Here is a 14778-nt window from a genome sequence, read left to right as displayed (position 1 = left end):
TCTTATAAAGTTACAGCTTCTCCTCCAGCAGCTTCAATAGCAGCTTTTGCTGAAGCAGTAAACTTATGAGCAGTTACTTTTAATTTTGCTTTCAATTCTCCACGTCCTAAGATCTTAACTAAATCGTTCTTATCTACTAAACGGTTTGTGAATAATGTTTCAAAATCAACTGTACCTTCAATTTTCTTGTCATCAACCAATTGTTGCAAAGTATCTAAATTGATACCTTGGTGCTCAATACGGTTAATATTTGTAAAACCAAACTTAGGAACACGTCTTTGAAGAGGCATTTGACCACCTTCAAAACCTAATTTCTTAGAATATCCAGAACGAGATTTAGCACCTTTGTGACCACGTGTAGCAGTCCCACCTTTACCAGAACCTTGTCCACGACCTATTCTTTTTCCTTGATTTTTTACTGAACCTTCTGCAGGTTTTAAATTACTTAAATCCATTTTCAGTTATATTATTTTGTTTCTTCAACAGAAACTAAATGTGAAACTTTAGCAACCATACCAAGAATATTTGGTGTAGCCTCATGCTCTTTTACCTGACCAATCTTTTTAAGACCAAGAGCTTCTAAAGTTCTTTTTTGTCTTAGCGTACGATTGATTGCGCTTTTAACCTTTGTTACTTTAATTTTTGCCATCTCTGTCGTTATTAAGCGTTAAAAACTTGTTGAAGTGAAATACCTCTATCTCTTGCAATGGCATTCGCATCTCTTAACTGTAATAAAGCATCAAAAGTTGCTTTTACTACGTTGTGAGGGTTTGAAGATCCTTGAGATTTAGATAATACATCGTGAATACCAACGGCCTCTAATACTGTACGTACAGCACCACCAGCAATTACACCTGTACCAGGAGCAGCAGGAATAATATTTACTCTTGCTCCACCAAATTTACCTTTTTGTTCGTGAGGTAAAGTTCCTTTAATGATAGGAATTCTAACTAGGTTTTTCTTAGCATCTTCGACAGCCTTTGCAATTGCACTAGCAACATCTTTAGATTTACCTAAACCTTGTCCTACAACACCTGCTTCATCACCAACCACAACGATTGCCGAGAAACCAAATGCTCTACCACCTTTAGTTACTTTAGTAACTCTTTGCACACCAACTAAACGATCCTTAAGATCTAATCCACCTGGTTTTACTAATTCTGCGCTTTTATATTTTTTGAACATAATTTCTTAAAATTTAAGTCCTGCGGCTCTAGCGCCATCAGCTAATGATTTAATTCTTCCGTGGTATAAATATCCACCTCTATCAAAAGCAATAGTTTCAACACCCGCTTTTAAAGCTTTTGCTCCTAATGCCTTACCAACTAGTTCAGCGATTTCAGATTTATTACCTTTTGCAGCACTTATGTCTTTATCCCTAGAAGAAGAAGATGCTATCGTTTTACCGTTTACATCATCAACTACCTGAGCATAAATTTCTTTATTACTTCTATAAACAGCCAATCTAGGTCTAGCTTCTGTTCCAGAAACTACCTTGCGAATTCTGTTTTTTATTCTTAGTCGTCTTTCGTTCTTTGTCAATGCCATAACTAAATTATTATGCTGATTTACCAGCTTTTCTTCTTAATACTTCACCAACAAACTTCACACCTTTTCCTTTATAAGGCTCTGGTGGTCTAAATCCGCGGATTTTTGCAGCTACTTGACCAACTAATTGTTTATCGAATGATGTTAATTTTATAATTGGGTTTTTCCCTTTTTCTGAAACTGTTTCTACCTTTACTTCTGGAGCAATATCTAAAACAATATTATGAGAAAATCCTAAAGCTAAATCTAATTTTTGTCCTTGGTTTGAGGCTCTATAACCTACACCAACCAATTCTAATTCTTTAGACCATCCTTTAGATACACCTTCTACCATGTTATTCATTAAAGATCTATATAAACCATGTTTAGCTTTTTGATCTTTAGAATCTGAAGAACGTGCTACCATCACATTACCATCTTCTACTTTAATTTCAATAGAATCGTAATTTTGCGTTAATTCACCTAATTTTCCTTTTACAGTAACTACGTTATCTTTAACGTCTACTGTTACACCTTCTGGAATGGCTACTGGATTATTTCCTATTCTTGACATTTCTTTCTGGTTTAAAAATTAGTGAACGTAACATAATACTTCGCCACCTACGTTATCTCTTTTAGCTTGTTTACCTGTCATTACTCCGTGAGAAGTAGAAACAATAGCAACACCAAGTCCATTTAAGATTCTAGGCATATCATTAGAACTAGCATACTTACGTAAACCTGGAGTACTAATACGTTGAAGTTTTTTGATTACTGGCTCTTTTGTCTCTTTATTATACTTAAGTGCTATTTTAATAGAACCTTGTACTGAAGAGTCATCAAACTTGTAACTTAAAATATATCCTTGTTCGAATAATATTTTAGTAATGTCTTTCTTTAAATTAGATGCTGGAATCTCTACCACTCTGTGGTTAGCACGCACCGCATTTCTAATTCTTGTCAAATAATCCGCAATTGGATCTGAGTACATAATGAATTGATTTTGTGATTTTGGTTTTCAACGTTGGTGTTGAACCTTAAATCTGATTATTTAAATAATATTACCAACTAGCTTTTCTTACACCAGGGATAAGACCTTGATTGGCCATCTCTCTGAATGTTACACGTGAAATTCCAAAAGTTCTCATGTATCCTTTTGGTCTTCCTGTTAATTTACATCTATTATGTTGACGAATAGGAGATGCATTTTTAGGTAACTTTTGTAGTGCTTCGTAATCTCCAGCTTCCTTTAAAGCTTTACGTTTTTCAGCATACTTAGCTACTGTTTTTGATCTTTTTACCTCACGGGCTTTCATTGATTCTTTAGCCATATCTTAGTTCTTTTGAAAAGGTAATCCTAATTCGGTTAATAATGATTTTGCTTCTTTGTCAGTTTCTGCAGTCGTTACAAATGTAATATCCATACCCGAGATTTTATTAACTTTATCAATATTTATCTCTGGAAATATAATTTGTTCAGTAATTCCTAAATTGTAATTACCACGTCCATCAAATCCTGTAGCTCTAATTCCATTGAAATCTCTAACACGTGGAAGTGCAGAAGTAACTAAACGATCTAAAAACTCGTACATACGTTCTCCACGTAAGGTAACTTTTGCCCCAATTGGCATACCTTTACGTAATTTAAACGTTGCAACATCCTTTTTAGATAATGTTGAAATAGCTTTTTGTCCGGATATAGTACTTAATTCTTCTACAGCGTAGTCGATAAGTTTTTTATCTGCAACAGCAGCACCCACACCTTTAGATATTACTATCTTAGTAAGTTTAGGAACTTGCATTACATTTTTATATCCAAATTCGTCTGTAAGAGCTGCAATTACTTTGCTTTTATACTCTTCTTTAAGTCTTGGTGAATATGCCATAACTATATTACTTCATTAGATTTTAATGAAAATCTTACTTTTTTATCGCCTTCTACTCTGAATCCAACTCTAGTTGCTTCTCCTTTTGAAGTAAGCAAAGATAAGTTAGAAATATGAATAGCGGCTTCTTTTTCTACGATTCCTCCTTGAGGATTTTGTGCACTTGGTTTAGTGTGTTTCTTCACCATGTTTACACCCTCAACAATCGCTTTATTCTTTTCTATTAATACTTTTTGAACAGTACCTTCAGATCCTTTGTGATCTCCAGCAATTACTCTTACAGTATCTCCAGTTTTTATTTTAAGCTTTCCCATCTTAATATTTTCTGTATTAAAGCACCTCTGGTGCTAATGATACAATCTTCATGAATGATTTATCACGAAGCTCTCTAGCAACAGGACCAAAAACACGAGTTCCTCTCATTTCACCCGTTGGGTTCAATAAAACACAAGCATTATCATCAAATCTTATATAAGATCCGTCTGGTCTTCTTACTTCCTTCTTAGTACGCACAACAACCGCTGTAGAAACAGCTTTCTTCTTAATGTTTCCATTAGGAGTTGCATCTTTTACAGAAACAACTATTTTATCTCCTACAGAAGCATATCTTCTTTTAGTTCCTCCTAAAACACGGATAACTAAAACTTCTTTTGCTCCGGTGTTATCTGCTACTTTTAATCTTGATTCTTGTTGTAACATAATTATTTAGCTCTTTCTAGGATTTCTACTAATCTCCAACATTTAGATTTAGATAAAGGTCTTGTTTCCATGATCTTTACTTTATCACCAATATTACAGTCGTTTGTTTCGTCGTGTGCTACGTACTTTTTCGTTTTTAATACGAATTTTCCATACATAGGATGTTTTACTTTTTTAACCTCTGCAACAACTATTGATTTTTGCATTTTGTTACTAGTAACAACTCCTATACGTTCTTTTCTTAAATTTCTTGTTTCCATCTTTCAGCAGAATTATTGTAATTCTCTTTTAGTTAATTCGGTCGCAATTCTAGCTACAGTTCTTCTTACCGAACGTAATTGAATTGGATTTTCTAAAGGAGATATTGCATGAGCCAATTTTAGGTCTGAATAACTCTTTTTTGTTTCACCAAGTTTCTCTTGTAACTCAGCTACAGATAATTCTTTAATTTCTGATTGTTTCATAATATCAAATAAATTATGCTTCGTAATCTCTAGCGATTAAAAACTTAGTTTTTACAGGTAGTTTCTGTGCTGCTAAACGTAATGCTTCTTTTGCAACGTCTAAAGGCACACCACCTATTTCAAATAATACTCTTCCTGGCTTAACAACAGCTACCCAATATTCAACGGCACCTTTACCTTTACCCATACGTACTTCAAGAGGTTTCTTTGTAATAGGCTTATCTGGAAATATCTTAATCCAAAGTTGCCCTTCTCTTTTCATGTAACGTGTAGCTGCGATACGTGCTGCTTCAATTTGACGTGATGTTAAAAAATTCGAGTCTAACGATTTTATTCCAAAAGTTCCACTTGAAAGTTGGTGCCCTCTTCCGGCATTTCCTTTCATACGTCCCTTTTGTTGCTTACGAAATTTTGTTCTTTTAGGCTGTAACATTTTTCTTTATTTATAAAAAATTACTTTCTACGACGAGGTTTGTTATCTCTGTTTCCGCCACGTCCTCCGGCTCCACCTTTTCCTTGCTTCTTAGATAATCCAACAAGCGGAGAAAGTTCTCTTTTACCATATACTTCACCTTTCATGATCCATACTTTTACACCCAATCTACCATAAGTAGTGTGTGCCTCAACTAAAGCATAATCAATATCGGCTCTAAAGGTTGATAAAGGAATACGTCCTTCTTTGTAGTGTTCTGAACGTGCCATCTCTGCCCCGTTTAAACGACCACTAATCTGGATTTTAATCCCTTCAGCATTCATACGCATTGTAGCAGCAATAGCCATCTTAATTGCACGTCTATATGAAATTCTATTTTCAATTTGACGAGCGATACTTGATCCCACTAAAAATGCATCAAGTTCAGGTCTTTTAATCTCAAAAATATTGATCTGAACTTCTTTTTCAGTAATCTTCTTAAGTTCTTCTTTTAACTTGTCTACCTCTTGACCACCTTTACCAATAATGATACCTGGGCGAGCCGTTGTGATAGTAACGGTTACAAGTTTAAGAGTTCTTTCGATAATTACTCTACTAACACTAGCTTTAGATAAACGCGCGTGAACGTATTTTCTAATTTTATCGTCTTCGGCAAGCTTATCTCCATAGTCATTACCTCCGTACCAGTTAGATTCCCATCCTCTGATAATACCTAAGCGATTTCCGATTGGATTTGTTTTTTGTCCCATACTTCTATCTTAGCTTTGTGTGTTATTTTTTGCTCCAACAACGATTGTTACGTGGTTTGAACGTTTTCTAATTCTGTGTGCACGACCTTGAGGTGCTGGACGTAATCTTTTTAACATAGATCCGCTGTCAACAGTTATTTCCTTTACAATCAATTCAGCCTCTTCTAAATTAGCTTCTTCGTTTTTAGCTTGCCAGTTTGCAATTGCAGACAGTAACAATTTCTCTAAACGTCCAGAAGCTTCCTTTTGGTTGAATTTTAAAATATTAAGTGCATGTTCTACCTTTTCGCCTCTTACTAAATCGGCTACTAAGCGCATTTTTCTCGGTGATGTAGGACAGTTATTAAGTTTAGCAAAAGCAACGTGTTTTTTTGCTTCCTTAATAGCGTCTGCCATTTGTTTTTTACGACTTCCCATAGCTTACTACTTTTTACCTTTATTTTTAGCACCTGCATGTCCACGGAATGAACGCGTTGGTGAAAATTCTCCTAATTTATGACCTACCATGTTTTCAGTAACGTATACTGGAACAAATTGACGGCCATTGTGTACTGCGATAGTTTGTCCAACGAAATCTGGAGTTATCATACTTGCTCTAGACCAAGTTTTGATAACAGTTTTCTTGTTAGACTCAACATTAACAGCTACTTTCTTTTCTAACTTATAATGAACGTAAGGTCCTTTTTTTAGTGATCTTGCCATGTCTTATTTCTTTCTACGTTCTACAATATATTTATTACTTGCTTTAGTCTTAGAACGAGTTCTGTAACCTTTAGCTGGTATACCATTTCTAGAACGAGGATGTCCACCTGAAGATTTACCTTCACCACCACCCATTGGGTGATCAACTGGATTCATTACTACTGGTCTAGTACGTGGTCTTCTACCTAACCATCTTGTTCTACCTGCTTTACCACCTACTAATAATTGGTGATCAGAGTTAGATACAACACCGATAGTTGCCATACAGTTAACAAGAATTAATCTTGTCTCACCAGAAGGTAATTTTACCGTAGCAAATTTACCATCTCTTGCCATTAATTGAGCAAAAGCTCCTGCACTACGCGCCATAACAGCACCTTGACCAGGACGTAACTCTAAACACGAAATTATAGTTCCTAATGGAATTTCACTTAATGGCATTGCGTTTCCAATTTCTGGAGCGATACCTTCTTTACCAGATACTACATTTTGCCCAACTTGAAGTCCATTTTGTGCAATAATATATCTCTTCTCGCCATCTTGATAGTTCAATAATGCAATAAAAGCTGTTCTGTTTGGATCGTATTGAATTGAAGCAACTTCACCAGGAATCCCAGCTTTGTCTCTTTTAAAATCGATAATACGATACTTTCTTTTATGACCACCACCAATGTAGCGCATAGTCATTTTTCCTTCACTGTTTCTACCACCAGATCTTTTGTTCGGAACGAGTAAACTCTTTTCCGGCTTATCAGTAGTAATGGCATCATATCCATTTACTACTCTAAATCGCTGTCCTGGGGTGATTGGTTTTAATTTTCTTACTGACATTTGTCTTTAATTACATGTTACTGTATAAATCAATCATTTCACCTTCCGCCAGTTGTACAATTGCTTTTTTAACTGCATTTGTTTTACCATGTTGAATACCAGTTTTAGTAAACTTGGTACTACGATCTGGACGGACATTTATAGTACGAACTTTTTCAACAGAAACACCATAAGCAGCTTCCACCGCTTTTTTGATTTCTACCTTGTTCGCCTTAGTCTTCACTGAGAACGTATAGCAGTTTCTCAACTCGCTATTAGCTGTCGCCTTTTCTGTGATTATAGGTTTAATTAAGATACTCATTGTTTCTATTTACTTAAGTTTGTTTCAATTCCTGCTAAAGCGCCTTCTAAAAGAATCACTTGATTTGCGTTTAGTATTTTATAAGTGCTTATTTCTGAAGAAGTTACAACCTCAGAGCCTTTTAAATTACGTGACGACAAATATACGTTTTTATTAGCCTCACCCAACACAAACAGTGACTTTTTGTTCTCTAAACCTAGAGCTTTTAAAACCGCTGTAAAGTTTTTTGTTTTTGGAGATTCAAAACTAAAATCTTCCAAAACTACGATAGACTTCTCTCCTGCTTTGATACTAAATGCTGATTTACGAGCTAGTCTTTTAAGACTTTTATTAAGTTTAAAGCTATAGTTTCTTGGTCTTGGACCGAACATACGACCACCACCTTTGAATACACCAGACTTAATAGAACCCGCACGAGCTGTACCAGTACCTTTTTGCTTTTTAATCTTACGAGTAGATCCAGAAATCTCAGCTCTTTCTTTAGCTTTGTGAGTTCCTTGACGTTGGTTTGCTAAATATTGTTTAACATCCAAGTATACCGCGTGATTATTAGGCTCAATAGCAAACACATCGCTAGAAAGGTCTGCCTTTCTACCTGTGTCTTTTCCGTTTATATCTAAAACTGCTACTTTCATTATTTTCTAATAATTACATAAGAGTTTTTATGGCCAGGAACACATCCTTTTACCACAAGTAGATTCTTTTCAGCAACTACTTTTAAAACTTTTAAATTTTGAACTTTAACTGTGTCGCCACCCATTCTACCTGCCATTTTCATGCCTTTAAAAACACGAGCAGGATAAGATGCAGCTCCAATAGATCCTGGCGCACGTAAACGGTTATGTTGACCGTGAGTAGCTTGACCTACACCACCGAAACCATGACGTTTTACAACACCCTGAAATCCTTTACCTTTTGATGTACCAGCTACGTCAACAAATTCACCTTCGGCGAAATGATCAACAGTGATTGCATCACCTAATTTGTACTCCGAGTCAAAACTTTTGAATTCAACGATTTTGCGTTTCACAGAAGTACCCGCTTTTTTAGCATGACCTAAGTCTGCTTTAGTAGCGCTTTTTTCTGTCGCGTCATCGAAACCAAGTTGAATAGCTTCATAGCCGTCAACCTCTTCAGTTCTGACTTGGGTAACGATACATGGTCCAGCTTCGATTACTGTACAAGGAATATTTTTCCCGTTTTCATCGAAGATGCTGGTCATACCGATTTTTTTTCCAATTAACCCAGACATATTTAATTATTTATTAATTATTTACTATTTATTAAAAACATTTAAGGCTGAAAAATACGTTTCAGCCTTGAAGTGTATTTTTGCCGTTTTTCCCGCAACCGCATTGGTGGGACATGTAAATATGAAGCAACACTCCACATTTTAGGAGTGCAAATGTAGTGTTTAATTTCTGTTTAACAAAACTATTTAAGTTTAATTAATTGATTTTAAATCAAAAAGACATATTATCTTTTGATAAATCAATGAGAGCAAAAAACAAATTGCATAAATAAGCACAAAAAAATGATACTATTACATAAAAATTAATACAAATATTAGGAATGTTCGCACTTACTTTTTTATAAAGCAAATAAAAAATAGTCCTAAAAAAAGGAATTAAATGAATTGTTACCTCGGCGCTTTGTTGGTTTACTATTGAAGTTCTGGTATATCCCCTTGGCTTTAAAGTTTTTAATACTGGAGAAGACAACTAATTCTTATGCTGCACGCCATAATACCCGCCGCTACATCTGCTTTTTTTAATTTATCAATTCATACAATGTAATCGCTAGCAGTATCAAAAACAAAAAAGCATCAAAATAATTTCTTATTTTGATGCTTAATTTATCATGTATTACAAGTTAAAACTTGTAATATAATTATACTTTAATCTCTACTTCAACACCACTTGGTAGCTCTAATTTCATTAAAGCATCAATGGTTTTAGAAGATGAAGAGTAAATATCTAATAATCTCTTGTAAGAGCTTAATTGAAATTGTTCTCTAGACTTCTTGTTAACGTGAGGTGAACGTAAAACAGTGAAAATTTTCTTGTGTGTTGGTAATGGAATTGGACCAGTTACCACAGCACCTGTACTTTTTACGGTTTTTACAATCTTATCAGCAGACTTGTCTACTAAGTTATGATCGTAAGACTTTAATTTTATTCTAATTTTTTGACTCATTTTCTTAACTTTTTAAGATTGTTCTCCTTTAGCTGCTTTGATAACTTCTTCTGATACATTAGAAGGTGTCTCTGCATAATGTGAAAATTCCATAGTTGATGTTGCTCTACCTGAAGACAATGTTCTTAGAGTAGTTACATAACCAAACATTTCAGAAAGAGGCACAGTAGCTTTTATTGTCTTTGCACCTGCACGGTCACCCATACCTTCCATCATACCACGTCTTCTATTTAAATCTCCAACAATGTCACCCATGTTTTCTTCAGGAGTAATAACCTCAAGTTTCATTATTGGCTCCATGATTACAGCTTTTGCAGCCTTAGCACAGTTTTTAAATCCTAATTTAGCAGCTAATTCGAAAGAAAGTTGATCAGAATCCACATCGTGGTAAGACCCATCTCTTAACGTTACTTTCATAGCGTCTATTTCGTAACCTGCTAAAGGTCCGTTAACCATTGCCATTTTAAATCCTTTTTCAATTGAAGGGATAAATTCCTTTGGAACGTTACCACCTTTAATTACAGATTCAAATTGAAGACCTACTACACCTTCATCAGCTGGTTCAACCGTAAACACGATATCAGCAAATTTACCACGACCACCAGATTGTTTCTTATAAACTTCTCTATGATCAGCAGATTGTGTAATAGCTTCTTTATATTCAACTTGTGGTTGACCTTGATTTACTTCAACTTTAAACTCACGACGTAAACGATCTACAATTACATCTAAGTGTAACTCACCCATTCCAGAAATAATAGTCTGTCCTGAAGCTTCATCTGAACGTACAGTAAAAGTAGGATCTTCTTCTGCTAATTTAGCAAGACCCATACCTAATTTATCAACATCTGCTTTAGTTTTAGGCTCCACTGCGATACCGATTACAGGATCAGGGAAATCCATAGACTCTAAAACAATAGGATGTGCTTGATCTGAAAGTGTATCTCCTGTTTTGATAGATTTAAATCCAACAGCAGCTCCAATATCACCAGCTTCAATAAAATCAATTGCATTTTGCTTGTTAGCATGCATTTGGTAGATACGTGAAATACGTTCTTTTTTACCAGAACGGTTATTTAACACATATGAACCTGCATCTAAACGACCAGAATATGCTCTAAAGAATGCTAAACGACCTACGAAAGGATCAGTAGCAATTTTAAATGCTAATGCAGCGAAAGGTTCCTCTACACTTGGCTTACGTAATTCTTCTTTTTCAGTATCAGGATTCATTCCTTTGATACCTTCCTTATCCATTGGAGAAGGTAAGTAACGACAAACTGCATCTAATAAGAACTGTACACCTTTATTTTTGAAAGCAGATCCACAAATCATTGGAATGATAGCCATATCCATTACAGCAGCTCTAAGTGCAGCATGCACTTCATCTTCAGTAATAGAATCTTCATCTTCCATGAATTTTTCTAATAAGTTCTCGTCATAACCAGCTACTTCTTCAATAAGTAAGGCACGGTATTTACGAGCTTCTTCTTTTAAATCTTCAGGAATCTCAATAACATCAAAAGTTGCTCCTTGAGTTTCATCATGCCATACAATAGCACGATTTTTTACTAAATCTATAATACCTTTAAAATCATCTTCGTCACCAATGTTTAAAACGATTGGCACCGCGTTAGATTTTAACATATCTTTTACTTGTTGACAAACACCTAAAAAGTCAGATCCTTGACGGTCCATTTTATTAACGAAACCTATTCTTGGCACTTTATAGTTATCTGCAAGTCTCCAGTTAGTTTCAGATTGTGGCTCAACACCATCAACCGCACTAAATAGAAACACTAAACCATCTAATACACGTAAAGATCTATTTACCTCTACAGTAAAATCTACGTGACCAGGAGTATCAATAATATTAAAATGGTAATCTTTAGCATCAGCAGTTGGCTCACCATTTTCTATTGGGAATTTCCACTCACAAGTTGTAGCAGCAGACGTAATTGTAATACCACGTTCTTGCTCTTGCTCCATCCAGTCCATTGTTGCAGCACCATCGTGTACTTCACCAATTTTATGAGAAACTCCTGTATAATAAAGTATACGTTCTGTAGTTGTAGTTTTTCCTGCATCAATATGTGCAGCAATACCTATATTTCTTGTTAATTTTAAATCTCTTGCCATGTCTTAGAATCTAAAGTGAGAGAATGCTTTGTTTGCCTCTGCCATTTTGTGAGTATCTACTCTTTTCTTAACTGCTGACCCTTCTTCTTTAGCTGCTGCTAAAACCTCTGAAGCCAAACGTAAAGCCATAGATTTTTCATTTCTTTTTCTTGAATAGCTAATTAGCCATTTCATAGCCGTAGATACTTTACGGTCTGGACGAATTTGCATTGGAATTTGGAATGTTGCTCCACCAACACGACGACTACGTACTTCTACGTGAGGCATAACGTTAGATAAGGCATCTTTCCAGATTTCTAAAGCTGTTTTTTCTTCGTCTGTTTTCTTTTCTTCTACAATTGCAATTGCATCGTAAAATACTTTAAAAGCTACCGACTTTTTTCCATCCCACATCATCATATTAACGAAACGAGTTACTAACTGGTCGTTAAACTTAGGGTCTGGTAAAAGCGGTCTTTTTTTCGCTGCTCTTTTTCTCATGTCTTCTTCTTAAAGTTTTAATTACTTCTTAGGGCGTTTTGCACCATACTTAGATCTACGTTGTGTTCTACCTGCAACACCTGCTGTGTCTAAGGCACCACGAACGATGTGATATCTAACTCCTGGCAAATCTTTTACCCTTCCACCTCTAACCAATACTATCGAGTGCTCTTGTAAATTGTGTCCTTCACCACCGATGTATGCATTAACCTCGTTACCGTTTGTTAAACGAACCCTTGCTACCTTACGCATTGCTGAGTTAGGTTTTTTAGGTGTCGTTGTGTAAACACGAGTACACACACCACGTCTTTGTGGACACGAATTTAAAGCAGCCGATTTACTCTTCTTGGTTATTTTGGCTCTTCCTTTTCGTACTAATTGTGAAATTGTTGGCATATATTTCTATATAATTTTTGTTAATCCTCTTCTTAGAGGGGTGCAAATGTAGTAATTAAAATTAATTATTCAAATCGTAATTCGTTAATTTTTAAGAGTTTTAGAAAAAAGAATGCTTCCAGATATTAATTTTACACTTTTTCCGTTAGATTTACATTAAGAATAGGTACTTCCATAAAAAAGAAAAACCAGTTGAAAATTCTAAAAACACTCTGAATTAAAAAGTTAAACCAATACAAAATCTGACTAAAAACAAGATTTCAAATAGAAACTACATTTTGCAAAAAACACTCTTTACCTTTATATTAATAATTTTATTCTTTTCAACTGAGGTGTTTTGTCAAACTTTACTTTTAAAAATTAACGGATCGAATGACACTGAGACTAAAATTATAGACGCTCTCAACTACACAAAAACCCATAAAGATTATTTTTCGATTAAATCGGAAGTTCTAAATATCCAAAAAGAGCTTTCAAAAAATGGATATATTGAAAATAACGCTTCCGCTATTCATAAAGTAAACGATTCTATTTTTTCAACTTTCATTAATTTAAATAATAAATATTCAACAATTCGTATTTATTACGATAATAATTTAATTAGCAAAAACATCTTATATCAAATTTCATCTCTTGTATTTGATACTTATTTTGAATTACCTTTAAAGGAAACAGAAACCGCTCTAATATTTCTTAATTCTAAAATAACACAAGATGGCTTTCCTTTTTCAAAATTGAAACTTAGCCATATTTCGATTGAAAATAAAACACATTTAAAAGCAAATTTAAATATTGACTACCCTGAAGAAAAACGCATAGTAGATGAAATTATAATAAAAGGTTACGAAAAATTCCCCCGCTCCTACTTAAAGCATTATTTAAAAATTAAGAAAAACCAAATCTTTGATTTAGCAACCATAAAAACAAAAACAGAGCAATTAAATGATTTACGCTTTGCTAGTCAAATAAAATCACCAGAAGTATTATTTTCAAAAGACTCAACGTCTTTATACCTTTATCTAGAAAAATCACAAAGCAATAATTTTGACGGCTTCTTAGGGTTTGGAACTAACGAGAACACCAACAACATTGAATTCGATGGCTACTTAAACTTAAACCTGAATAACAACTTAAATTTTGGAGAGTCATTTCGCTTACTTTACAAAAGTGATGAAAACGATCAAAAAACATTTAATATCACCACTACCCTTCCCTATATATTTAAAACCCCAATTGGAATTGATTTTGAATTACAAATTTTTAAACGCGACTCCTCGTTCACAACTGTAAACCAATCCCTAAAGCTGCATTATCAAATAAACTCTAAACATAAAATATACACAGGGCTAACAAATTTAGAATCTAACAATTTATTATCTCCGAACACAACATATAATATTATTGACTATAACACATCTTACTACACGCTAGCTTACGAGTATATAAAACTACAATCTTATAATTTGCTTTTTCCTATTAATAGTAATTTTTATTTTGAAACCAATTTTGGTAATCGAAAACAAAGTAATTCAACGCAAAAACAAACTCAACTTTATTTTGATGCTTCTAAAATTTTCAATTTAAATTCTTCCAACAGTTTTTACACACGAATAAATGGCTCCCTACTATCTTCAGACAACTATCTTGAAAATGAACTTGCAAGATTTGGAGGCATAAACTCAATAAGAGGATTTGAAGAAAATAGCCTTTATGCTTCAATCTATGGACTACTAAACACAGAATATAGATACCAAATTAGTAACTCTATTTATGTTCACTCTATAATAGATGCAGCATATTTCGAAAACAACATTTTAAATACCCAAGAAAAACTCTTTGGATACGGCTTCGGATTTGGAATTTTAACTAAAGCTGGGGTTTTTAAATTAAATTATGCCAACGGCAAATTGCAGAATCAGAAATTTAAACTATCAAATTCTAAGATTCACATAAGTTTAACTACAGTTTTTTAGTC

Annotated in this window: 25 protein-coding genes; 1 reads left to right on the top strand and 24 read right to left on the bottom strand. The window is 34.3% G+C overall.

Going from position 1 to position 14778, the window contains the following annotated elements:
• Positions 1-2 precede the first annotated feature (2 nt).
• The 24 genes from rplO to rpsL all read right to left on the bottom strand — a co-directional run bounded on the left by rplO (position 3) and on the right by rpsL (position 12803).
• Positions 3-455, bottom strand: coding sequence for a 50S ribosomal protein L15 (gene rplO / locus ACJJV4_RS03440; protein ID WP_042499153.1), 453 nt, complete (start codon positions 453-455; stop codon positions 3-5).
• Positions 456-466: 11 nt separating this feature from the next.
• The gene (gene rpmD / locus ACJJV4_RS03435; protein ID WP_042499151.1) at positions 467-649 is read right to left on the bottom strand and encodes a 50S ribosomal protein L30; all 183 of its coding nucleotides are present in this window, start codon (positions 647-649) and stop codon (positions 467-469) included.
• A gap of 11 nt (positions 650-660) precedes the next feature.
• The gene (rpsE, locus tag ACJJV4_RS03430) at positions 661-1185 is read right to left on the bottom strand and encodes a 30S ribosomal protein S5 (RefSeq protein WP_042499149.1); all 525 of its coding nucleotides are present in this window, start codon (positions 1183-1185) and stop codon (positions 661-663) included.
• A 6-nt stretch (positions 1186-1191) separates the two neighbouring features.
• A complete protein-coding gene (gene rplR / locus ACJJV4_RS03425; RefSeq protein WP_405292081.1) occupies positions 1192-1548 on the bottom strand; it encodes a 50S ribosomal protein L18 in 357 nt (118 codons plus the stop codon).
• A gap of 10 nt (positions 1549-1558) precedes the next feature.
• Positions 1559-2101, bottom strand: coding sequence for a 50S ribosomal protein L6 (gene rplF, locus ACJJV4_RS03420; protein WP_405292080.1), 543 nt, complete (start codon positions 2099-2101; stop codon positions 1559-1561).
• Positions 2102-2119: 18 nt separating this feature from the next.
• Positions 2120-2518: a 30S ribosomal protein S8 gene (rpsH, locus tag ACJJV4_RS03415; RefSeq protein WP_042499143.1), complete on the bottom strand. Its 399-nt coding sequence runs from the start codon at positions 2516-2518 to the stop codon at positions 2120-2122.
• Positions 2519-2588: 70 nt separating this feature from the next.
• Positions 2589-2858 (bottom strand): 30S ribosomal protein S14, encoded by a 270-nt coding sequence (rpsN, locus tag ACJJV4_RS03410; protein WP_042499141.1) that lies wholly within the window; start codon positions 2856-2858, stop codon positions 2589-2591.
• 3 nt (positions 2859-2861) lie between these two features.
• Positions 2862-3413, bottom strand: coding sequence for a 50S ribosomal protein L5 (rplE, locus tag ACJJV4_RS03405; protein ID WP_405292079.1), 552 nt, complete (start codon positions 3411-3413; stop codon positions 2862-2864).
• Between the two features lie 2 nt (positions 3414-3415).
• Positions 3416-3727, bottom strand: coding sequence for a 50S ribosomal protein L24 (rplX, locus tag ACJJV4_RS03400; RefSeq protein WP_405292078.1), 312 nt, complete (start codon positions 3725-3727; stop codon positions 3416-3418).
• A gap of 16 nt (positions 3728-3743) precedes the next feature.
• Positions 3744-4112, bottom strand: a complete 369-nt coding sequence (gene rplN / locus ACJJV4_RS03395) for a 50S ribosomal protein L14 (RefSeq protein ID WP_042499135.1) — start codon at positions 4110-4112, stop codon at positions 3744-3746.
• Positions 4113-4114: 2 nt separating this feature from the next.
• Entirely contained in the window at positions 4115-4372 is a 258-nt protein-coding gene (gene rpsQ / locus ACJJV4_RS03390) for a 30S ribosomal protein S17 (RefSeq protein WP_034043311.1), read from the bottom strand.
• A gap of 12 nt (positions 4373-4384) precedes the next feature.
• Entirely contained in the window at positions 4385-4576 is a 192-nt protein-coding gene (gene rpmC, locus ACJJV4_RS03385) for a 50S ribosomal protein L29 (RefSeq protein WP_298532135.1), read from the bottom strand.
• A 13-nt stretch (positions 4577-4589) separates the two neighbouring features.
• Positions 4590-5009, bottom strand: a complete 420-nt coding sequence (gene rplP / locus ACJJV4_RS03380) for a 50S ribosomal protein L16 (RefSeq protein WP_042499131.1) — start codon at positions 5007-5009, stop codon at positions 4590-4592.
• A 20-nt stretch (positions 5010-5029) separates the two neighbouring features.
• Positions 5030-5758, bottom strand: a complete 729-nt coding sequence (gene rpsC, locus ACJJV4_RS03375; RefSeq protein ID WP_042499130.1) for a 30S ribosomal protein S3 — start codon at positions 5756-5758, stop codon at positions 5030-5032.
• 9 nt (positions 5759-5767) lie between these two features.
• Positions 5768-6175 carry a 50S ribosomal protein L22 gene (gene rplV, locus ACJJV4_RS03370; RefSeq protein WP_042499128.1) on the bottom strand — a complete coding sequence of 136 codons (408 nt, stop codon included), beginning with the start codon at positions 6173-6175 and terminating at the stop codon, positions 5768-5770.
• Positions 6176-6181: 6 nt separating this feature from the next.
• Complete coding sequence (gene rpsS / locus ACJJV4_RS03365; protein WP_042499126.1) at positions 6182-6460, bottom strand: 30S ribosomal protein S19; 279 nt, start codon at positions 6458-6460, stop codon at positions 6182-6184.
• Positions 6461-6463: 3 nt separating this feature from the next.
• On the bottom strand, positions 6464-7291 hold the full coding sequence (gene rplB, locus ACJJV4_RS03360; RefSeq protein ID WP_042505216.1) for a 50S ribosomal protein L2: 828 nt from the start codon (positions 7289-7291) through the stop codon (positions 6464-6466).
• 10 nt (positions 7292-7301) lie between these two features.
• Complete coding sequence (gene rplW / locus ACJJV4_RS03355; RefSeq protein ID WP_042499124.1) at positions 7302-7592, bottom strand: 50S ribosomal protein L23; 291 nt, start codon at positions 7590-7592, stop codon at positions 7302-7304.
• Between the two features lie 5 nt (positions 7593-7597).
• Positions 7598-8227 carry a 50S ribosomal protein L4 gene (gene rplD / locus ACJJV4_RS03350; RefSeq protein WP_405292077.1) on the bottom strand — a complete coding sequence of 210 codons (630 nt, stop codon included), beginning with the start codon at positions 8225-8227 and terminating at the stop codon, positions 7598-7600.
• Positions 8227-8844 (bottom strand): 50S ribosomal protein L3, encoded by a 618-nt coding sequence (gene rplC, locus ACJJV4_RS03345; protein WP_042499120.1) that lies wholly within the window; start codon positions 8842-8844, stop codon positions 8227-8229. Before rplC ends, rplD begins: the two co-directional genes overlap by 1 nt.
• Positions 8845-9482: 638 nt before the next feature.
• Positions 9483-9788, bottom strand: coding sequence for a 30S ribosomal protein S10 (gene rpsJ, locus ACJJV4_RS03340; RefSeq protein ID WP_007650482.1), 306 nt, complete (start codon positions 9786-9788; stop codon positions 9483-9485).
• 12 nt (positions 9789-9800) lie between these two features.
• A complete protein-coding gene (gene fusA, locus ACJJV4_RS03335) occupies positions 9801-11927 on the bottom strand; it encodes an elongation factor G (protein ID WP_405292076.1) in 2127 nt (708 codons plus the stop codon).
• A 3-nt stretch (positions 11928-11930) separates the two neighbouring features.
• Positions 11931-12407, bottom strand: a complete 477-nt coding sequence (gene rpsG / locus ACJJV4_RS03330) for a 30S ribosomal protein S7 (RefSeq protein ID WP_042499115.1) — start codon at positions 12405-12407, stop codon at positions 11931-11933.
• A gap of 21 nt (positions 12408-12428) precedes the next feature.
• Positions 12429-12803 carry a 30S ribosomal protein S12 gene (gene rpsL / locus ACJJV4_RS03325; protein ID WP_042499114.1) on the bottom strand — a complete coding sequence of 125 codons (375 nt, stop codon included), beginning with the start codon at positions 12801-12803 and terminating at the stop codon, positions 12429-12431.
• A 278-nt stretch (positions 12804-13081) separates the two neighbouring features.
• Here rpsL and ACJJV4_RS03320 point away from each other — a divergent pair, with 278 nt between their 5' ends.
• Positions 13082-14776 carry a POTRA domain-containing protein gene (locus ACJJV4_RS03320; RefSeq protein WP_405292075.1) on the top strand — a complete coding sequence of 565 codons (1695 nt, stop codon included), beginning with the start codon at positions 13082-13084 and terminating at the stop codon, positions 14774-14776.
• Positions 14777-14778: the final 2 nt, after the last annotated feature.

Origin of the sequence: Algibacter sp. Ld11 (genome assembly GCF_045066735.1) — a bacterium.
Classification (GTDB): Bacteria; Bacteroidota; Bacteroidia; order Flavobacteriales; family Flavobacteriaceae; genus Algibacter.
The sequence above is the reverse complement of the archived record's forward strand: the minus strand, read 5'-3'. Positions and strand labels throughout refer to the sequence as shown.